Source organism: Corynebacterium mustelae (assembly GCF_001020985.1).
GTDB lineage: Bacteria > Actinomycetota > Actinomycetes > Mycobacteriales > Mycobacteriaceae > Corynebacterium > Corynebacterium mustelae.
On record NZ_CP011542.1, the window covers coordinates 316267 to 336818 of the forward strand.

General features: G+C 51.4%; 19 protein-coding genes. 9 read left to right on the plus strand and 10 right to left on the minus strand.

What is annotated here, in order from left to right; all coding sequences use genetic code 11:
* Nucleotides 1-94 precede the first annotated feature (94 nt).
* Nucleotides 95-1405 carry a D-inositol-3-phosphate glycosyltransferase gene (gene mshA / locus CMUST_RS01500; protein ID WP_047261035.1) on the plus strand — a complete coding sequence of 437 codons (1311 nt, stop codon included), beginning with the start codon at nucleotides 95-97 and terminating at the stop codon, nucleotides 1403-1405.
* Between the two features lie 26 nt (nucleotides 1406-1431).
* Here the strand turns inward: mshA and CMUST_RS01505 are convergent, their stop codons facing one another.
* The 3 genes from CMUST_RS01505 to CMUST_RS01515 all read right to left on the minus strand — a co-directional run bounded on the left by CMUST_RS01505 (nucleotide 1432) and on the right by CMUST_RS01515 (nucleotide 3955).
* Nucleotides 1432-2178, minus strand: a complete 747-nt coding sequence (locus CMUST_RS01505) for an SDR family oxidoreductase (RefSeq protein ID WP_047261036.1) — start codon at nucleotides 2176-2178, stop codon at nucleotides 1432-1434.
* A 117-nt stretch (nucleotides 2179-2295) separates the two neighbouring features.
* Nucleotides 2296-3099: a DUF1963 domain-containing protein gene (locus CMUST_RS01510; protein WP_047261037.1), complete on the minus strand. Its 804-nt coding sequence runs from the start codon at nucleotides 3097-3099 to the stop codon at nucleotides 2296-2298.
* 52 nt (nucleotides 3100-3151) lie between these two features.
* Nucleotides 3152-3955 carry a DUF1963 domain-containing protein gene (locus CMUST_RS01515; protein ID WP_047261038.1) on the minus strand — a complete coding sequence of 268 codons (804 nt, stop codon included), beginning with the start codon at nucleotides 3953-3955 and terminating at the stop codon, nucleotides 3152-3154.
* Between the two features lie 216 nt (nucleotides 3956-4171).
* On the opposite strand from CMUST_RS01515, the gene CMUST_RS01520 reads away from it, so the two are divergent.
* From CMUST_RS01520 to CMUST_RS01535, 3 genes are all read left to right on the plus strand, one after another.
* Nucleotides 4172-4402 carry a hypothetical protein gene (locus tag CMUST_RS01520; RefSeq protein WP_144414093.1) on the plus strand — a complete coding sequence of 77 codons (231 nt, stop codon included), beginning with the start codon at nucleotides 4172-4174 and terminating at the stop codon, nucleotides 4400-4402.
* Nucleotides 4399-4671, plus strand: coding sequence for a hypothetical protein (locus CMUST_RS01525; protein WP_047261040.1), 273 nt, complete (start codon nucleotides 4399-4401; stop codon nucleotides 4669-4671). Before CMUST_RS01520 ends, CMUST_RS01525 begins: the two co-directional genes overlap by 4 nt.
* A 675-nt stretch (nucleotides 4672-5346) precedes the next feature.
* Nucleotides 5347-6843: a succinic semialdehyde dehydrogenase gene (locus tag CMUST_RS01535; protein ID WP_047261042.1), complete on the plus strand. Its 1497-nt coding sequence runs from the start codon at nucleotides 5347-5349 to the stop codon at nucleotides 6841-6843.
* A gap of 84 nt (nucleotides 6844-6927) precedes the next feature.
* Here the strand turns inward: CMUST_RS01535 and CMUST_RS01540 are convergent, their stop codons facing one another.
* Nucleotides 6928-7428 (minus strand): hypothetical protein, encoded by a 501-nt coding sequence (locus CMUST_RS01540; RefSeq protein WP_047261043.1) that lies wholly within the window; start codon nucleotides 7426-7428, stop codon nucleotides 6928-6930.
* Between the two features lie 496 nt (nucleotides 7429-7924).
* Between CMUST_RS01540 and CMUST_RS01545 the strand changes: the two genes are divergently transcribed.
* Both CMUST_RS01545 and CMUST_RS01550 read left to right on the plus strand, forming a co-directional pair.
* Nucleotides 7925-9544: a DUF885 domain-containing protein gene (locus CMUST_RS01545; protein WP_047261044.1), complete on the plus strand. Its 1620-nt coding sequence runs from the start codon at nucleotides 7925-7927 to the stop codon at nucleotides 9542-9544.
* Nucleotides 9545-9549: 5 nt separating this feature from the next.
* Entirely contained in the window at nucleotides 9550-10275 is a 726-nt protein-coding gene (locus tag CMUST_RS01550; protein ID WP_047261045.1) for a TSUP family transporter, read from the plus strand.
* A gap of 97 nt (nucleotides 10276-10372) precedes the next feature.
* Here CMUST_RS01550 and CMUST_RS01555 read toward each other — a convergent pair whose 3' ends face one another.
* The 5 genes from CMUST_RS01555 to CMUST_RS01575 form a co-directional block, all read right to left on the minus strand.
* Entirely contained in the window at nucleotides 10373-11134 is a 762-nt protein-coding gene (locus CMUST_RS01555; protein ID WP_047261046.1) for an ABC transporter permease, read from the minus strand.
* A 71-nt stretch (nucleotides 11135-11205) separates the two neighbouring features.
* Nucleotides 11206-12159 carry an ABC transporter ATP-binding protein gene (locus tag CMUST_RS01560; protein ID WP_052844467.1) on the minus strand — a complete coding sequence of 318 codons (954 nt, stop codon included), beginning with the start codon at nucleotides 12157-12159 and terminating at the stop codon, nucleotides 11206-11208.
* Between the two features lie 361 nt (nucleotides 12160-12520).
* Nucleotides 12521-13717: a hypothetical protein gene (locus CMUST_RS01565; RefSeq protein WP_047261048.1), complete on the minus strand. Its 1197-nt coding sequence runs from the start codon at nucleotides 13715-13717 to the stop codon at nucleotides 12521-12523.
* A 255-nt stretch (nucleotides 13718-13972) separates the two neighbouring features.
* Nucleotides 13973-15064: a hypothetical protein gene (locus tag CMUST_RS01570; RefSeq protein WP_047261049.1), complete on the minus strand. Its 1092-nt coding sequence runs from the start codon at nucleotides 15062-15064 to the stop codon at nucleotides 13973-13975.
* Nucleotides 15065-15178: 114 nt separating this feature from the next.
* Complete coding sequence (locus tag CMUST_RS01575; RefSeq protein WP_047261050.1) at nucleotides 15179-16342, minus strand: hypothetical protein; 1164 nt, start codon at nucleotides 16340-16342, stop codon at nucleotides 15179-15181.
* A gap of 565 nt (nucleotides 16343-16907) precedes the next feature.
* On the opposite strand from CMUST_RS01575, the gene CMUST_RS01580 reads away from it, so the two are divergent.
* Genes CMUST_RS01580 through CMUST_RS01590 form a run of 3 tightly spaced genes read left to right on the plus strand, consistent with a single transcriptional unit; the run spans nucleotide 16908 to nucleotide 19611 of the window.
* The gene (locus CMUST_RS01580; protein WP_047263267.1) at nucleotides 16908-17654 is read left to right on the plus strand and encodes a phosphoglyceromutase; all 747 of its coding nucleotides are present in this window, start codon (nucleotides 16908-16910) and stop codon (nucleotides 17652-17654) included.
* A 23-nt stretch (nucleotides 17655-17677) separates the two neighbouring features.
* Entirely contained in the window at nucleotides 17678-18919 is a 1242-nt protein-coding gene (locus tag CMUST_RS01585) for a sensor histidine kinase (protein WP_047261051.1), read from the plus strand.
* Nucleotides 18919-19611: a winged helix-turn-helix domain-containing protein gene (locus tag CMUST_RS01590; protein WP_047261052.1), complete on the plus strand. Its 693-nt coding sequence runs from the start codon at nucleotides 18919-18921 to the stop codon at nucleotides 19609-19611. Before CMUST_RS01585 ends, CMUST_RS01590 begins: the two co-directional genes overlap by 1 nt.
* On the opposite strand, the gene CMUST_RS01595 is transcribed toward CMUST_RS01590, so the two are convergent.
* Entirely contained in the window at nucleotides 19608-20543 is a 936-nt protein-coding gene (locus CMUST_RS01595) for a hypothetical protein (protein WP_047261053.1), read from the minus strand. The genes CMUST_RS01590 and CMUST_RS01595 overlap by 4 nt on opposite strands.
* Nucleotides 20544-20552 lie beyond the last annotated feature (9 nt).

Here is a 20552-nt window from a genome sequence, read left to right on the forward strand (position 1 = left end):
ACGCACTGAGGTGATACGCCGGGACGTAGGTGCGTCGAAAAGCGCTTAGGATGGGTGGTAACCGTCTAGTAATTATCTAAGGAAACCTCCTCTCATGCGCGTTGCAATGATCTCTATGCACACCTCCCCACTGGAACAACCAGGTATTGGTGATGCGGGCGGAATGAACGTTTACATCCTCAACGTCGCCACACACTTGGCGAAACAAGGTATCGAGGTTGATATTTTCACCCGCGCTACTCGTCCCAGCCAGGGAACTGTTGTGGAGGTTGCGCCGAACCTAAAGGTAATTAACATCGTTGCGGGCCCATATGAAGGCCTTGCCAAGGAAGAACTAGCAACTCAGCTGGCGGCCTTTGCTGGGGGTGTGATCCAATTTGTCAAATGCAACCAGCTAGAATACGACCTCATCCATAGCCACTACTGGCTCTCCGGTCAGATCGGGTGGTTGCTACGTGACATTTGGGAAATCCCGCTGGTGCATACTGCGCACACGCTGGCGGCGGTGAAAAACCACCACCGTGCCCCCACAGACACCGCCGAATCCGAGGCGCGCCGAATCTGCGAACAACAATTGGTTGATAACGCCGATGTCCTTGTGGTCAATACCCATGAAGAAACCAATGACATCGTGTACCACTATGATGGTTTGCCGGAAAAAATCATGGTGATGTCACCTGGTACAGACATCGACTTATTCACTCCTGGTACGGAACGCAATACGGAACGTGCTCGCCGTGAATTGGGAATCCCTATGGACGCAAAAGTCGTAGCTTTTGTCGGCAGATTGCAAGAATTCAAAGGCCCACAAGTGCTTATCAAGGCAGTGGGGGAGATGTTACGCCGTGAACCGGATCGAAATCTCTGTGCGCTGATTTGCGGCGGGGCGTCAGGGGCGTCCGCGCGGATGGAAAACTACCGTCGCCTGGCGGAAAGTGTGGGTGCCGCGCACCGGATTCGCTTTTTGGAACCACGTCCACCAGAGGAACTGGTTACTATTTACCGGGCAGCAGATATAGTCGCTGTGCCTAGTTACAATGAATCTTTCGGTTTGGTTGCCATGGAGGCCCAAGCATCGGGAACACCGGTCATTGCGGCACGGGTTGGCGGCTTGCCCATCGCGGTGGCGGAAGGCGACACTGGAATGTTGGTTGACAGCCACGACCCGTCTGATTGGGCCGACGCGCTGGGGCAATTGCTTGACGACGACGCCACCCGGCTGCGAATGAGCGAAGACGCCGTTGTCCACGCCGCTAATTTTTCCTGGGCATCATCCGCAGCAAAACTGGCCTCGATTTATTCCGATGCGCTTGCCGTGAAAATTGATGACTGCCATGACCGGCAGGCGCATGGAGGTTCATTTGGGGATAAGGCTGCGTCCGATTCGCTATTCCACACCCCGTAGGAAAGTAGTTTGAACCGCTGCAGTGCTTAACCTGCAACCAGTCGAGTCACAGTTCTAGCCACCCGAACCGGTGAAAGCTTGCGCGCAATGTAAAATACTTTATCTACGGCCGATACTCCGTAGTGCACCTTTCCCCGGTGCCAGCGGGACTTCGGATGGGTGGCCTGCCATACGGTGTCGGCAACCTGCTCCGGGGTGATCCGAACCCCCAACCGTTTTATTGAGGCCGCATCATTATCGGATAAGGCCGTCTTTACCCATAGCGGCCAGATTGCCACCACCCGAATCCGATCGGTACGCCACTCCAAATTCAGTGCCTCGGTCAACCCCACCACATAAAACTTACTTGCGGAATACACTGCAATACCCGGCTGCCCATAAATTGCTGAGGCGGAAGCGAGATTCACCACCGTTGAGCCTGCCCGTAAATACCGTTTGGCCGCCTGTGCGCCCAACGTCACCCCGGCGCAATTCACCTGCACCTGGGATGTGACCTGATCGGGAGAAATATCACTCAAATTACCTGCGGCAATAATCCCCGCATTATTGACCACAACCGTAATCAACCCGCCAGTGTGCGTGACAAAATCCGCCAAAGCGTCATCCCAGGACTTGGCGTCAGTGACATCAAGGTAACCAGAAACAAGATTTGGGTGGTCGTATTCAACTGGCGCGATATCATAGGCGCCCACCAGCCAGCCGGACTCTAAGAAACGCAACGCTATCGCCTTGCCAATACCGTTCGCTGCACCGGAAATAAAAATCGAATTCATGTCTCCCAGCATAAAACTAGCGAGCTAGTGTGTGGTGGCGAATGGAGAAAAACCGGCAATGCGGGGTGGCGCAATAATGAGCTACTGATCGCTGCCACCTGCACTTAAGGCAAGCTTCTAGCTTGACTGCACCGCCGCGTGGGTCAGGCCGGTTTTCTCCTTGCCTTGGTATTGCACGATTTGAAACACGCCAGCGTCACAAATGCAATATCCGCGATAGCTGAAGAGGGTAACTAAGTTGATCCAGTTCGTAGCTTCACTTTTGGGAAATTCGTAATACTCACATGCGTCCTCGGCTGCGTCGTCAAGGGTATAGGAAACGTGATTACCCCGGAATTGGATAATGAAGTCGGAATCTTGCGGTTCATTGATAGCTAGTGCTTCATATTCCTCGTACCATTCTTCGTCTTCGCCGATGACCTCACGGAAAGCATTTGAGCAATCTTCTGGGATATTGAGTCGTTTGTACGATTCCAATAGAAGTGGGATTTCGAAAAACGATCGGCCTAGTTCTGAATCATCCTCATAAAAATGGGGTTTGTTGAGGTTGTCTGGCTGTGGTGTGCGTACCAGTGGGGTGTTGGGTGCGATGAATTCTACGTGGTGGGGAATGTCGACCATGGTGATTTCCCTGCCTGCGAAAACCGCAATCATTCCTGGTTCCAGTGGGGTGGTGTCGATTTGGAATAAGAACGTCAGCGGTTGGCCGTCTGAAGTGGTGGGCCAGTTGAAATCCTCTGGGAGATCTGGATCGCCACCGATATGGCTTGCCCCGATGGGAATCTCGTCTGGCTGCGGATCAGCAATGGCGAAGCCTAAACATTCCTTAGTGTGCTTGATGATGATATCTGTGCGTTCGGTGAATTTCTCGATCCCAACCGCTTCGATGGCTTGATAAATCTCTTCTTTGGATTGATACATGGCCTTGATTGTAGGATAACGGGAATCCCTGCGTGACGGTTATTTCGAGCTTCTAGCTTGACTGCACCGCTGCATGGGTCAGAGTGGTTTTCTCCATGCCTTGGTATTGCACGATTTGAAACACGCCAGCATCCCAAATGCACAAGCCGCCATAACTGGAAAGAGCGACCAAGTTAACCCAGTTCGTAGCCTCACTTTTGGCTAAACCGTAATATTCACATGCATCTTCCCCTGCGTCACCACAGCTATAGGAAACGTGACTACCTCGGAATTGGATAAGGGTGCCGTCAGGTCCGTCGCTTTCGAAGCCAAGTTCTTCGTATTCTTCTTCCCACTCATAGTCCTCGCCAATTACATCCAGGTAGGCGTTGGAGGACCAGCGTGGAATGTCGAGTGCCTGGTGTGATTCCAGGAGGAGTGGGACATCGAAGAATGATCGGCCTAGTTCTGAATCGTCTTCAAAGAAAGACGGCTTGTTGAGGTTGTCTGGCTGCGGTGTGCGCACCAGTGGGGTGTTGGGTGCGATGAATTCCACATGGTGGGGAATGTCGATCATGGTGATTTCCCTGCCTGCGAAAACCGCAATCATTCCTGGTTCCAGTGGGGTGGTGTTGATTTGGAACAAGAATGCCAATGGCTGGCCGTCTGAAGTGGTGGGCCACGCGAAGTCCTCCGGGAGATCCGGGTCGCCACCAATGCGGCTTGCGCCAACAGAAATGGTTTCTGGCTGGGAGTCGCATGCTGTAAACCATAAGCATTCTTTTGTGTGCTTGAGGAGGGTATCGGCGCGCATGGTGAATTCCTCCACCCCAACCGACTTAATGCCTTCGTGGATCTCTTCTTGGGATTGATACATGGCCTTGATTGTAGGACAGTGGGAATAGCCGCGTAGCGACCATGACGGTCAAATTTACAGGTTATGAGATATTCTTAGTGGTAATCTGCTAATTCAAAATGTCAAGTCTGTTGGGTGTTATTTGTATTTTTTGAAGTGACGGTGAAAGGCGAAAAATGGAACGTTTTAAGATTCGTGCTTTTGCTATTGTTCCGGGACATATTGCGGTTTTTGCTAGTGAAAAAAATCCAGGATTTTTTAGACGAATCGTATCCTGACATTGAGTCTTTTGTTCGTCCAATTGTGGCTTCCAATCGTATCGAAGTAGTTCTATCGTTTGAAGCAGATGATTTCGTGGCGGCCGAGAAAATGGGAAACTTGGTTTTGGGTGGAGTTTTTTCTGCTACCGAGTCGATTGTTAGTGAACAAATCCACGAATCCAGTCGGATGCTCAGTCTTGCAGTATGAAACTAGCCCACAGGAAAACGGTCGCGCAACGCGGACGTCGTTTTCATGACCTCGTTGACTTCTTTGTTGAGTATTGGCCAAAAATAGCTTTTGGTTTTATCTCGTTAGTGGGATTGTTTGTGTCAGCATTTCCAGATCTTAAAGTCCAAGGTTTTCTTATCCGACACGTACTTTTCTGTGTTGTTTTGGTGCTAGCAATTGTCGCCGGATGGGCGGATCTACGTCGATCAGCCAGTTTTAAAGAATTGGAAAAAGAAATGCGGGGTTAAACACCCAGTGTAAGCAATACGAGAAGGATGTTGAAAAGGTCTTAAAAGTCGCTCTCAAACGATTGGCTGAAGAATGCGAAATCGCGGATAATGAGAACCTCCTAAAACATATGCGCATCACAGTTTACTGCCATGATGCAGATTTCCGTCGTTTCATTCCTGTAGCAAGAATCGCTGGTGATGCTCGATATGAAGAGCCAAGGCCGGACCTTCTACCCGGATAATGAAGGAGCGATTGCAGAGGGGTGGAATACCGGTACGGCCAAGATGACTGTCCCCTGGAAAAGGAGAACGCCAGTGGATTGAATCTATGGTGCAGGAATGGGATATTCCGAAAGAAACGGCTGCTTCTATGCGGATGAAATCTCGCAGTTTAGGCGCATTTCTGCTGAGAATCAGCACGGATAAAGTAGGGGTGTTGGTTGTAGAAAGTCTCCAGACGACAGTGGTTGGTGCTCCATTGTTGAGAAAAATCTCGTCAAGTCAGTGGTTCTCCGCAATCGGGCTTTTGGTTCATTCAGTGAAAAGACTCCCACGTCGCGGCTTTAGCCCTGGAAAAACCTGTTGGCTCAAACGAGCCATGACCTGATAAAGCTCTTACATTTGTAAGACCTTTACACTTGTTAAAATTTAAAATGCTGCGCAGTTTTTTGCTACTAGCTACGCTTGGACACTATGAGCACGACGCACCAGACCGACAACCGCAGCGACCTCATCGAAGTCATTAACCCACGAACTGGCGAAGTGATCGATACAGTCATCTCCCACAGTGAAGCTGAGACGCAGGAAGCGTTCGACCGGGCGCGCCGGGCTCAGCGTACCTGGGCGAAACGTAGTGTTGCCGAACGCGCGAAAATTATCATGCGGATGCACGATGTGGTGCTGGCCAACCAGGCGGAAATCTTAGATACCATCCAGCTGGAAACCGGAAAGAACCGCGCTTCGGCATTCGACGAGGTTCTTGATGTGGCCATTAATGCCCGGTACTACGCCAAGAAAGCCCCGAAACTATTGCGGCCGCAGCACGTAAAGGGTGCGTTGCCGGTATTGACAAAAACCATCGTGCAGCATGCGCCGAAAGGCGTGGTAGGGATTATTTCCCCATGGAATTACCCGTTAACCCTCACGTTGTCCGATGCGATTCCCGCTTTGATTGCGGGCAATGCAGTTGTGTTAAAACCGGATTCGCAAACCCCACTCACCGCATTGGCTGGCGCACAGATCGCCAGGGAAGCAGGACTTCCGGAGGATCTGTACCAAGTGATAACTGGACCCGGGGCGGTGGTGGGCGAAACGATAGCCAACCACGCTGATTTCCTTATGTTTACTGGTTCCACCGAAACGGGCCGTAAGCTCGGCGCTATCGCGGGGGAGCGGCTGATTGGGTTTTCGGCGGAGCTAGGCGGCAAAAATCCCATGATTATTACCGCCGATGCGAATATCGATGTGGCGGTGCGTACCACCATTGCGGGTTGTTTCTCCAATACCGGCCAATTATGCATCTCCATCGAACGCATTTATGTGCATGAAGATGTGGCGGCACAGTACGTCGACAAGCTCGTCGCGGCGGTCGAAAACCTTACGATCGGTGGTGGCGGCTGGGAAGAAAACATTGGCTCCATGATTTCCGCGACGCAGGCGGATAACGTCATGGCGCTTGTCGACGACGCCGTTGCCCAAGGCGCGAAAAAACTCACCGGTGGACGGCGACCCGACTTAGGCTCGGCGTTTATCGCCCCCATCGTGCTTGTCGATGTCCCCGAGGCCGCTCGACTCTACCGGGAAGAAGTGTTCGGGCCAGTCGTCTACATTGAAACCTTCAGTTCTGAGGCGGAGGTTATTGAGCGGGCTAACGATTCCGAATATGGCCTCAATGCCGCCGTCTGCGCGGGGCATAACCGCTGGCAGATCGCCGCGCAGCTGGAAGTTGGCACGGTGAATATCAACGAAGGTTTCGCCGCAGCCTTCGGCTCTATCGACGCCCCGATGGGCGGTTGGAAAGCCTCCGGAACCGGGCGACGGCATAGCGACGCCGGATTACTGAAATACACCGAACCCCGCACCATCGCTGAACAGCGGGTTCTGCCGATCTCCGGCCCCAAAAACCTGCCCCGCGAAACCTATGCAGCAGTCATGACTAATCTATTGCGGCTGGGGAAGAGGTTTTTATAACCACATAAAGTAGGTGGAATAACCGTTGGAAGCTGTGCCGATAATTTCACCTATGATCGCTTTAACTACGAAATCCAACGCAAGTTACTTAAGGAAGGTCAACAACACGATCAGCTCAATGATGGTTACTACTATCACGGCAAATAAAGTTGCGCAGCCTTTGAATAGCCACGTTGGCTGCGTTTTCCATTCGGGGAAAGGTTTATCCGAATCTGGGTAAGGATTTTTGCCCATAATTTCGCGTATAAATGGGCGGAAGTCGCTCAAACGTGTTTTCTGAAAATTGTCATATAAATAAATCCTTATGCAAAGCATTATGGCAACATACATCGTGACAAAAAGGAATAATGCCGATGTGAATCTAGGGATCAAAGGTTTATCGTCCGAATAGAAAAGCGCATTTATTAATGCTGAGGGAAAGATGCCAACTATGGTGTAAAAAGAGCATTCGAAAAAGAAATACCACTTGCCGAATTGCTTGGTTTCAAAATGCTCTTGTCTTCTAGTTGCGAAAACGAGAGTATAAATGGCTAACGGCAAAAACCCCAGGTAATATATGGTATCGGCATAATCTGTTTCGTTCATTTAACTCCCTTTTTATTTGGAATTTGTTAGAAGTAAACACGTTATCGAAATGTGAAGCATTTAACCCAGGTGAATCCTCAGCAATCTTTTTGCCAGGGTAAAAGCCTAACCGATATCTGCTACACGTGCTGTGGTTTCTTGCTTCGGATAAACAAAGCTTCTTGTTCTGGACAAACGGTGTAAAACACGGCAAAAAGCATGGTGTGCTTCAAATCCATATGTTTCTTCACAGCAGTCAACCCCGATGGTGCAGATATGCGGCTTACTATCGCGCCTGTACAGGGGTTGAGTAATTCCAGTTTCTGACTGGAATGATATGCCGCCGAAATGAATTGACTTCATGCATTCGTTAGTGTGGATCTGTTAAGGAGTTCTCCCTAACGCTTAGTTCATGGTTGGTTTTCGGTTGCGGCCTATGAATCCCGTTACGCTGGGGCGTCGAAAAGCAAAAAACTTAAGCTGAAACCCCACAAACTGCATGCCTTAGAATATGTGCATGACAGAATCTACTTCTACTGGGATTGGCCAATCGCCGTTGGATGCGGCGGCGGAAAAATATGTTCATGATATGGCGGCACTCATGCCGACGGCGGCGACGGCCTGGGGGATCGCCGGGCACGATCACGAATTGGAGGACTTTAGCCCCGGCCACCATGATGCGGTGGCAAGCCGCACGAAGCAGATGCTGGAACAGGTCGATGCACTCGACGGTGACGCGGTAACCAAGGCGGTCATGCGGGACCGGTTGGGGTTGGAGTTGAAGCTGCATGAACAGGGCGAAAGCTACCGGTCGCTCAATAACATCGCATCGCCGGTGCAGGAGATTCGGGATTCCTTGCTGCAAATGCCGGAGGATCACCGTCCGGAGCGCCTAACTAAGGTGCCGGCCGCCGTGGCGGGCTATCAGGAGTCGTTGCGGTTTGCGGCAAGCAGGGGGCAGGTTGCGGCGCGGCGGCAGATTGAGCAGGTGCGAAAGCAGATTGAGCAGGTGCGAAAGCAGATTGCGGATTTGGTGGACGGGACCACTCTTGATGGTTTGGGTCGCGAGGCAGATGTTGCCGCGGCGAAGCAGGCGTTTGCCCAGCTTAGCCAGTGGCTCGCGGAGGAACTCGCGCCGCAGGCTAGTGATAAAGATGCGGTCGGCCGGGAGCGCTACGAGCTATTTAGCCAGGAGTTCGTCGGCGCGAAGGTTGATTTGGATGAGGCCTATGAATGGGGCCAGCAGCGGCTTGAGCAGATCATTGCCCAGCAGCAAGAGTGCGCGAATAAGTTGTACGGGCCGGGTGTGGACGTGGCTGAGGCGATGGCACGCCTTGATGCTGACGAGCGCTACACATTGCACGGCGTTGAGGCGCTGAAAGAATGGATGCAATCGAAAGCTGATGAGGCGGTTTCCGATTTGGCGGGAACTCATTTCACCATTCCAGAAGAAATGCGCACAATCGAATGCTGCATTGATCCGGCTGGCACCGGCGGGATTTTCTACACCCCGCCCACCGAGGACTTTTCCCGCCCGGGCAGGATGTGGTGGTCGGTGCCGCCGGGGGAGGATACTTTCCATACATGGCAGGAATTGACCACCGTGTACCATGAGGGCGTTCCGGGGCATCACTTACAGCTGGGTGTGGCCATTGCAGAGCGGGATAACCTCAACCTGTGGCGTCGAATAGCGTGTTGGAACTCTGGTCACGGCGAGGGCTGGGCGCTGTATTCGGAAGCCTTGATGGCGGAGCTAGGTTACCTTGACGATCCCGGTTTCCGCATGGGGCTTTACGACGCCCAACGGTTGCGCGCCGCCCGGGTTGTCTTGGATATTGGCGTTCACCTGGAGAAACAAACCCCCGAAGGTGGGGTGTGGGACTTTGAATACGCCAAGAAATTCCTGCGAGGGCATGTCGCGATGAGCGACGCTAATCTCGACTTTGAGCTGAACCGGTATTTCGGTTGGCCGGGACAAGCCCCCAGCTATGCGTTGGGGCAACGGTTGTGGCAGGACATGCGGGCGGCTGCCGACGCTAAAGGCATGACCGCGCCGGAATTCCACGAAAAGGCGCTGAAGCAAGGATCCATCCCGATGGATATTCTTCGTGCGGTTGTATTAGACGAAGCGGTATAATTCCGATGGGTTTATTGGTGGTTGGGGCGCTTATTGCGGGCTGGGTCGATGCCGTCATCGGTGGTGGTGGCCTCATTCTTATCCCGCTGCTGCTGGGTGCTGGATATGTTCCCACCGCAGCTTTGGCCACCAATAAACTTGCCGCAGTTTCCGGCACCTTATCCGCAGCCATCGTTTTAATAAAGCGGCTGGGGCGGCCGCAACACCTGTGGCGCTATGTTTTCCTTGCGCTTGGTTGCTCCGGGTGTGGGGCACTGCTTGCGAGTAGTCTTTCCACAGATGTCATGCGACCGGTGGTGATTGTTCTTTTGGTTTCGGTGGGAGTTTTTCTCACCTTCCGCCGCGATTTTGGGCAAGCAACTACACCGGTCGCCGCCCGCCCGCGCGTTGCGTTGGGGCTAGCCGGTGTCATCGCGTTTTACGACGGCATTTTCGGCCCCGGCACCGGAATGTTTCTCATCATGCTGTTTACCGCAACTCTTACCGGCGACCTCTTACAATCGACGGTGTTGGCTAAGGTAGTTAATACCGCGACCAATCTAGGTGCCTTGATTGTCTTTGGAATGGGCGGGCACATCATGTGGCAATTGGGGCTCATTCTTGCCGTTGCCAATATCATTGGTGCGCAACTGGGTGCCCGAACAGTACTCGCAGGCGGAACTCGATTTTTGCGGTATGCGGTGCTCGTATTAGTTGTGGTGATGTGCGCGAAGTTGATTATCGCGCAATGAGTAAAGGCTAAGCAAGGAGCAGTTTTTGGCAATCATCGTCTATTTTAATTCCTCGAATATGCTGCAATGGGCTATCTCAGTAGATCATGGCAAAACGTCAGCGTCTAGAGTCAGTCTGTTCCCAACGAAAACTAGTTATTGCCAAAATAATAAACGCCAAACCAGAACCGATAATTATAAAAACTGAGAATCCAGCAGAAAAATATGGAGTTTGGTCAAAGAGTGAGGAGGATAGAAGTTCAGCAAAAACGGTGCTCGGCAGAAAATGTAAAATCCTGCTGAAAGATTCTGGAATCAGTGCCATCGGAAACGCAAGGCCCGAAACGAAAAACGTTAATAATTGAATAAGTGTGCCAATATTAGTGGCTAAATCTGGGGAATTTAACCTGCCACCCAGAATATAGCCAATTGGTAAAAATAAGAACAAACCCAACAATGACAACGCAAACAAGCGCGGAGCATAGGCGAAGTCAACTAATTTAAGAACTACGCCAAGCAGGAGCAAAACAAACACTTGAACTGTTGCCATCAGGAGTCGAGTGGCCGAATGTGTAAAAATCAACCTTGTGCGACTAAGTGGAGTGGTGCTCAGCAGTCTAAACAGGCCTTTGGAGCGCATAGACGCAATGGGGCCTGAAGTGATTGAAAAAGCGATACTTGTCACAGCTAAATAAATAGCCATGGGAATAATCAATTTGCTTATAAAGTCTTCACCAGAATCTTTAGGAATCAATGAGTTGATGAGCACGAAGGTTCCAAACATAAAGTATGGAAATAGCAATGCAAACCAGAAGTACTTGCGATCGCGGAAAAGCTCGCGAAAATGCAGCTTAATCAATTCACGGGTAGAATCTGCCATAAAAATTCCTCCTTCATTATTTTAAAAATAAGTATCTCGTAAGGCGCATCAGGAACGTAGTAAAAACAAAATCAACTTTCAATTCCATCGCCGTCGAAGTTGGACCATTCAGAGCCGGTAAGTTTTTGAAAGACGCCTGAGAGGCCAGTATCGTTAATCCGGATATCAAACGCATGTAAATTGGACAAGGCCTTAAAGCATGAATCACTATCGCTAGTTTTTATTTTGAGGTTGGCTACACCGTCCGAATCAATTTCACAAGAGACATCGGCCCCATAATTGTTTAGGTGAGATAATTGCGAGGGATCAATGTTGTTTGGCAACTTTGCGGTGATTACACGGGTGGCTGAATGATTGGAAATTAATGTTGTTGAACTATCAAAAGCCACCAAGCGTCCTTTTGAGAATAGTGCAACCTTATCGTTAAGTGCTTCTGCTTCTTCCATATCATGAGTTGATAGTAGGACCGTGGCACCATTTTCGCGCGCTAGTCGTATCGCGTTCCATAACTCATGTTTTGCATTTAGATCCAACCCGGTAGATGGCTCATCTAAAATCAACATAGATGGCTTAGATACCAAAGCGAGGGCTAACAGCACCCTTTGGCGCTGTCCTCCAGACAAGTTGGAAACGCGAACGTTACGGCATTCAAGTAACCCGAGTTGCCCAAGAACGTCAGTGGGATCATAGCCTTTTGAATACAAGGATCGCCAGAAAGTGACGATTTCCAGAGCTGTCTGATTTTCAAAAAGTGAAGCATGCTGTGGCTGAACCGCTACATTCGCCCTTATGGTGTCACGATCTTTAACAGGATCGACACCCAATGTTGTGACTCGTCCTGAACTCGGAGAGAGCAAACCGGAAATCATTTCGATTGTAGTGGTCTTGCCTGAACCATTTGGACCTAGGATGCAAACGATTTCGTTAGCTTGTACGGAAAAACTTAAGCCTGACACAGCCGGTTCAGAAGATGAGGGGTAAGTTTTAGAAACAGAGTCTAAGCAGATTACACCACTATCGGTCACTACAGTTTCCTTTCGAATTTTATTGATTTTTCAGCAAGTATACCCAAGGCATTCTTTACTAGGCGTAAAGCCCCATCGTTTATATTCAAAGGTGGTGGTTTATAAATCCTGTGGATTTGTGTTACTGGGTGACAGCTACAGAGAGCTGAATAAAAACTTTATTCGAGTGCGGTTTTTGCGGTATGCGGTGCTCGTATTAGTTGTGGTGATGTGCGCGAAGTTGATTATTGCGCAATGAGCTTGGGGTACAGGAACGTTTAACTTCCAGAAATTATTGCACACAATCATTACGGCGCGGGTGGTGCCGGTGACGCGACGCCGGCAATCGGGTCGCCCGCGCCGTAACTATCAGGCGTTCGTTCTAGCGTTGGCTACTGAAAAGAAACCCGAAAAGTGCTTTTAACAGCGGGAATTGCAACAACCGGGCAATAATCGTTCGCAGGAAATCGAATAGTGCGGAACTGCCGCTACCCGACTGCGGTGGCGGGGTGGGACTGGTAGTCGGCGGGGTAGTGGTTGACGTTGGTGCGGTCGTCGTTGGTACTGACGTGGTTGGTGTGGTGGTAGGTGCAGCACCGCGGCTACCGATCTGCACGAACTTATATGGCGATCCGATTGCGCCCAGGGGTGTTGCCTTATCCCAGTCGCGGGCACCGTCGGCGCTGGTTGCTTCGTTGACCTGGATCGGGAAGTTCGCAGGTGGGGTGATGTTCTCGCTGAATGCAAGCTTCGTGCCAATGGCGGTGAGCTGCCCCTTTTCGATCACCAGGTTTCCGGGATTTACCCGCACGCCCGCTAGTGCGCCAGGATAACTGGACGGCGGTTTTTCCAGATATCCGGCAATTGCGGTGAGGGTGCCGCCGGACATCATTAACGTCCCAGTTTCCACTTCGACACCAGCCGCGTGACGCGGACCGAAATAGGTGTAGCTGGTTATATCACCTGATTCGACAGTCAGCCCTTCCACTGCGTGAATGCCGGTTCCGGTGTAAACATGCTGGTACTTGTTTGTGGCATTAATGTCGGGACCAGCAAAGACGATCCTGCCGGAGGCGTCAATTCCGGAACCGCCCAAGTATTGCTGTGGGGTTCCGGCCGTGGATTCGGTAACCGTGATATCTAATGTGCCGGTGCCAGTAAACTTCAAGGTGGAGCCAGCATTAGGTGGGGGCAAATGCAGAATCCCTTTTGCAAAATGATGTGCGGGCGTGGTCGTGATAGTGTTTTTGCCTTGCACGTTGATCGTGAGATTCGGAATCTTTGCCCGAATACCCGCAATATCCAGTCCTTCCTCACGATGATCGGTGATGGTGGCGTCGTTAAGCTCCAACGTAGCGGTGTCGGGGTTAAAACGGACAGTTCCGTCACCCGTGACGTCATGCATATTACTGGTATCAACGCGGGTAGCGCCGACCCACACATCGAATGTTGATACCGGGGCGGCTGTTGTGTTCGGTATGTAACCTACGATGGTTAATACCAGGAATATGCTGGTGAAAATAATTGTTAAACGATGTAAAGTATTCCTGCTGAATATCGTGGCACCAGTGATGCGCATGGTAGACACTTCCCTTCACAATGGTTGGCAAGAATGTGGTGATAGCTTCGGCGAAAGGTTTTGTTCCACTTTCCATCGTAGTGATGCTGCATGAAAAACAGCCCCGGATATGGTGTGCTTATAGCCAATAATTGATAGGTATTTGGTACATGTATGGGGGCGTTGGAACGCGAAACCCCGTGAGTCTTTGAAAACAATGGCTCACGGGGTACTGGCTGCGATTTGTCGTTTTCCTGAATTCGGACAGTATAAGGATCAATCAGCGAATAGATAGCTTGATAACGCCCCAGGTGAAGAGCTGATTGACCCAGAAGGGGCTGGTTGTGTCGGAGGTGTTTCCGAAGACGCTTTGCCTTCTATGCGAACATAGCGATATGGGGAGTCGGCATCGCCAAGCTTGGTTGTCTTATCCCACGGGCGGGCGCTTTCCGCGATATGGTTTTCATTGACATAGACAGACTGATCGTCTGGCACCGAAACATTCTTGTCAAAAACAATGTTTTGTGAAATACCCGTCAAAGTGCCGCCTGTGACAAACAGCTTATCGCTAGGCACACTGATGCTTCTGAAATCACCACCTACCCGAGATCGGCGTATGGTGATATCGCCAGCAAGTGCAGTCACTTCTCCACCAGAGATTCTTAGTTCATCTTCAACACTTAGCGACGTAATACCTCGAGATCCGTATCGAGCATTCGCAATAATTTCACCTTTTTCCACGCTCAGTTGGTGTGCAGAAAGGGCTGAGCCGGAAACGGGGGAATCATTAAATTGATTAAGCACTAGTTTTGGCCCGGAGACATTCATGCTTCCTTGGTGGAATAACACACCATAACTTGCAAATGGGAAAAATGGTGAGGATTCTGGCTTGTTGTTCATCTGGAGTGTTAGAACACCATCGCCTATGAATTCAAGCTTAGAATCGACACCAGCTTCATGCATGAATACAGAACCAAAGGCAGTTGTCGGGACTGTAGTGATTTCGTTAAAACCAGTCACACTAATCTTGAGGTTTTCAAGCTCCGAATACACCGCTGCAAGTGCGCCCCTAGCTGGAAGATCGCTGTTGGGTTCCTTCGGATTGTGAATAGTAGCGCCATCGAGATACAGGGTTGAAGATTCTGGATCGAAACGTACAGTGTTATCGCCGGTGACGTTATTACTATTGCTGTCATCAACGCGAACTCCGCCAACCCATAGCGGATATTTGCTGGTTTGAGCGCTAGCAATTGGCGAAAAACTCATGATGATGAGGGTAAGAACTGTACAGAAAGCAATGAAAAAATAAACCGCTGCGAGCGGCGAAATTACGCATGTGGGTCGTCGTAGTAATGACGGGGAGTACATGGCACTCCTCCTTTCATAGAACGTTGCAGCTCAATGTGGTGTACATAATGAATACGAGATGTTGCTGGTAATTGGAAAGGCCCTTGTCGTCTGGCTGACAAGGGCTGGCGGAAATTACTTCCACAGGAATGACAACAAGCTCTTCAGCAATGGGAACTCAAGAACCTTCGACAATAGCGAGCGCAGGAAACCTACCAGATCACTGTTTGGGTCGGATTCTTTGGGCGTTGATGTTGTCGTTGGTGTTGGATTCGCAGACTCTGTTGGTTGCGTGGTGGGCGATTCTGTTGCAGTAGTACTAGGTGCAGAAGTGGTAGGTTCTGCAGGTGGCTGCGGGGAGTCTGCTAGCTCGATTTGAACAAATTTGTACGGTGAACCTTTATCGCCGAGCGGCGTTGTCCGGTCCCATGGTTTTGCGCCCTCGGCAGTATTTTTCTCGTTCACCAGCACCTTATACGTCTCTGGGAACGTTACTGTTGGGCGGAATGCGATTTCCGTACTTATAGCTATAAGTTTTCCACCAGTGATGAATATACGGTCTGGAACTGCAGAAACACCTGCGTAGCTATCACCTGAATATCCCGAATTGCTTTTGCTGCCCGCAATGCCGGTAAGTGACCCACCAGAAATGCGGAGATCTCCATCCCAGACGGATACGCCAGTAGCGCTTCGGTACCCGCTTGGGTAGTGTGCGACAACGTCTCCTGCCGCAACGGTGATCCCCCGTGGGCTTGATAACCCACTGTCTTCAATTAACACATTCGGCCCAGCAAACTTTGTTTGCCCCTCAGTCTCTACGCCTCGGTAAACAGGGACATGGAAATACTCGTAGGGCTTTTCGCGCGGCAGGCGGGAAAAAGTAATAGAGCCATCACCAGTGAATGTCAGCGTTGAATCAGGGCCAGCTTTGTGGAACAGTATCCCGGAACCGGGGCTAGTTGGTTTGTTTAGGATCCGGTTGTCACCAGTGATGTGCAGGGTGAGATTCTTTTCGGTGATACTGATCGTTGGGACCTGGTCCCATTTCCCCTCAGGAATTCTGCCATTTTCGTCTTCGATATCTTGGGCATTGAGAAGTCTTGCGCTATTGAGATAAAGCGTGGCGCTGTCCGGATCGAAACGAACTGTGTTGTTTCTAAACACATCGTCTTTGTTTGCTGCGGTAACCTGGGTTCCGGCAACCCAAATGCCCCATGTTTGTTCTTCGGCTACGGCTGCGGGAACGAGGCCTAAAGCCAGCGCGATTGATGCGATGATTGCGCAAACACGTGCAATCATGCTGGGGCGACCGCTTCTGGGGGATATCGGTACCCCAGGTGCTCTGAAGTTGGGGGATGTGTACATCGAAGAACACTCCTTTCGTGTCGTAAGACGGTAGAAATCGGTTTTTCTTCTGCTGCCCTCATGCTAATAATTGCGCACGATATGAAACTTTTCTGTGAAGTTTTCACAGAAAAATCGGCATAATTACCTCCAGATAGGTGTAGCTTTATAAGTATTTGCTAATTATTGAGATAACTTATTGTTTAATAGTGTGTGTGGGGTGGGGTCGTCTGTGTAGCAGATTCTCGCTTCGTGGTGATTGCGGTGTCGTGTAGAGGCGCATAATGATCGCGGCAACTTACACTGAAGGCGTTTCGTTTCTGGGTGAGGGGATCGTCGAAAAGCAAAAGTGCCCGTTCTAAGGCTAAGGCCGTGCGGGGCGCCATTGGGCTGTTTGTACGGAAACCGGGCACCGATGCTATGTGGTCGAATAAACCTAAAAGTGTTAGAAACTCCACAATTTTTAGTCGTGGTTGATTCTGCCGCACATGGTGCGAAAAACCGTGGCACACTGGTGGGTATGGCTAATGGAAAACTAATTCTCCTCCGTCATGGACAGAGTGAGTGGAATGCGTCTAATCAGTTCACCGGGTGGGTTGACGTTAACCTGACCGAGAAGGGCGAAGCCGAAGCCAAGCGGGGTGGGCAATTGCTGCGCGAAGCAGGGATTCTGCCTGAGGTTGTGTACACCTCGTTGCTGCGCCGGGCAATTCGCACCGCAAATATCGCATTGAATGAGGCAGACCGTCACTGGATCCCAGTGATCCGCGATTGGCGGCTCAATGAACGCCACTACGGCGCATTGCAGGGGCTGAATAAGGCAGAAACAAAGGAAAAGTACGGCGACGATCAGTTCATGGCATGGCGTCGTTCCTATGACACACCACCAGCAGCAATCGAGGATGATAACGAGTATTCACAGGCAAACGATGTGCGCTACGCAGACCTGCCGCAGGTACCGCAGACCGAATGTCTGAAGGACGTTGTGATTCGGTTCGTTCCATATTTCGAGGAAGAAATCCTGCCACGGGTCAAAAACGGCGAGACGGTTTTGATTGCGGCACACGGAAATTCGTTGCGGGCATTGGTTAAGCACCTGGACGGAATCTCAGATGCCGATATTGCTGAGCTGAACATCCCAACCGGTATCCCACTAGTGTACGAGCTTGATGCGGACGGCACAGTCCTTAACCCAGGCGGTACCTATCTGGATCCAGAGGCAGCAGCGGCAGGCGCAGCAGCCGTAGCGGCACAGGGCGGCAAATAAGTAAGGCGCAGCGAGAGTAGTTTGTGACTTCACAAATACCAGCTTTTATTGTGGGCGTGGTCGTAACCGGCCTCGCCCTAGCTGCATTCTCGTGGCTTAAATCTCGAGTGCAGCGATATCAGCACAAAGCAGCATTATCGGAAAACCATATCACCACGGTTCCGCAGATTTTGCATCTGGCGGTACAGGGTTCACCAACTGGAATAACGGTGGTTGATAGGTTGGGGCACGTGGTGTTGTCGAATGCTCAAGCCCATGAAATGGGGGTGGTGTATGAGCGTACGGTGAACGCTGATGTGTGGCAGATCGCTACTGCGGTTTTTGGGGATAAAGAAGAACGTTCCATCGCGTTTGATACTCGCAGGCAAACTGGATCACGAGTGCGGTCAGTGCGGGCTGTGGTAAAGCCGTTGACCTTGGTGGATGATCGTTATGCCATTATTTACTCCACCGATGAGTCGGAGAACGTTCGGATGGAATCAGCTCGGCGGGATTTTGTGGCGAATGTTTCGCACGAATTGAAAACTCCAGTTGGTGGGATGGCGCTACTGGCCGAAGCGTTAACGGAAGCCTCGGATGATCCCGAACAAGTAGCCTATTTTGGGCAGCGGTTATACAAGGAAGCGCATCGGTTGGGGGAAATGATCGCCGAACTTATTTCTTTATCCAAGTTGCAGGGCGCGGAGGCATTACCGGACATGGAGCCGATATGCATTGATGACGTTGTAGCCGACTCGGTAAACCGGAACCGGCTAGCAGCCGAAAGCGCCGACATTAGTCTTACCCAATCCCCACCATGTGAGGTCGACGTGTTGGGGGATAGGAACTTGTTGGTAACTGCGATTTCTAACCTGATTTCTAATGCCATTAATTATTCGCCGAACGGGGTGGAAGTGGCGGTCACGACCACCATCGTGGGCGATGATGTGGTGTTAATCCGGGTTACTGACCACGGGATTGGCATCGCGCCGGAACATCAACAACGGGTATTTGAACGGTTCTTTAGGGTGGACAAGGCTCGGTCGCGTTCAACAGGCGGCACCGGATTGGGCTTGGCGATCGTGAAACACGTGGCGGCTAATCACGGCGGCGATATTAAATTGTGGTCGCAACTGGGTACTGGTTCGACGTTTTCGTTAGAGTTGCCGATTTACCACGCGGATGATGAGCGTTCGGCTGCGGTTGAAAAAGTTGTAGGGCACAATTTGAAATCGGAACTGTTTCGTTCTCCCGGGTTGCGGGGTCGTCGAAAGGATAAGCAGTAATGACAACAACCATCTTGTTGGTCGAAGACGAGGAGTCCTTGGCTGACCCGCTGGCGTTTTTGCTGCGTAAAGAGGGGTTTTCGGTCATCCATGCGGCGGATGGGCCGCAGGCATTGGTGGAGTTTGCGGCGCACCCAATCGACATTGTGCTCCTGGATTTGATGCTGCCGGGAATGTCTGGCACCAACGTGTGCAAAAAATTGCGGGAAACCTCACAGGTTCCGGTGATTATGGTCACGGCGCGTGACACGGAATTAGATAAGGTTGTCGGCTTGGAATTAGGCGCGGACGATTATGTAACCAAGCCATATTCGTCGCGAGAACTTATCGCCCGGATTCGTGCGGTGCTGCGTCGCGGCGGCGACGGGCCGATCGTCGACGAAGGTGAAGGCTGGTTGCTGACCGGCGGCCGGGTGGAGATGGATGTGGATCGACACATCGTTACAGTTGACGCGCAACCCGTGGCAATGCCGCTGAAAGAGTTCGACCTATTGGAGTACCTGATGCGTAACGCAGGTCGGGTGCTTACCCGAGGGCAATTATTAGATCGGGTGTGGGGCGCAGATTACGACGGCGATACCAAAACGCTGGATGTGCACATCAAGCGGCTGCGGTCCAAGATCGAGCGGGAGCCGTCCGCGCCCACGCACCTGGTAACGGTGCGGGGATTGGGCTATAAGTTTGAGGCTTAAGCTTTTCGACGCCGGGCCGCAGCGGTGGCCGGATGGGTTACGAAAACATCAGGTTGCGTGGCGGTTGTAGCCAAGGCGCGTCGGGCCTCTTCCCGCCCGGTGAGGTGATCGGCCAGGATGTCGTAGGCGGCGTCGCCAAGCAAAGCGCGCAATTCCGCCTCGCAGCTTCGCCACAACGGTGTGGTATTGGTGTGACAGTCAGGTGCCGTAGTGCAGTACCAATCGAAATCCTCGCCTCCGTTACCCCAGCCACGTCGGTCATATTCGGTAATGGTTGTGCGCAGAATCTCCACACCGTCAGCACGTTCTTCGTAGGCTTCAAGGCGACGCAACGGTAATTGCCAGCACACCTCAGGCTTGACGACGGTTAAATCTTCACCGCTGTCTAACGCCCATTGGTGAATGGCGCAACCGGTGCCCGAAGACCAGCCGGGCCGGTTAGCAAAAATACACGCACCATCTACCAATGCGGTTTTAAGGGCTGGCTCCGGTTCTCCCTCATCATTATCCAATTCGTCCCACACCAACCACGGTTCCAACGAAATATCGTTAGCCTGGTCACAGGCCAAAAAGTAGTCGTCGACGCTTGCTGGTCGGAACTGCCAGTAGGCGGCAGGCATCCGCCTAACGGCGTCGAAAAGCTGGTCACGATCAGTTTCGTCGCATAAAAACGCGCCATGGTTACAGCATCCCACCGCAGCGTTATCCGCAACGATCCCTCGGCAGGCGCTGGTGCCAAACTGGCAGGAATAATGCGATTCCAACCACGTGAGATCAATGCTAAACACATGGGTTTCATCATCGGGGTTTGTAAACTCAAACCACTGCCTGGGAAAGTCTGGCGGCAACTCCGCACCGGAGCGAATAGAGCTAGCGGCGGGCGAAATTGACGGAAATCCGAGCGACACGGGCGTGTTATTGGGGCGGTTCACACTTAAATA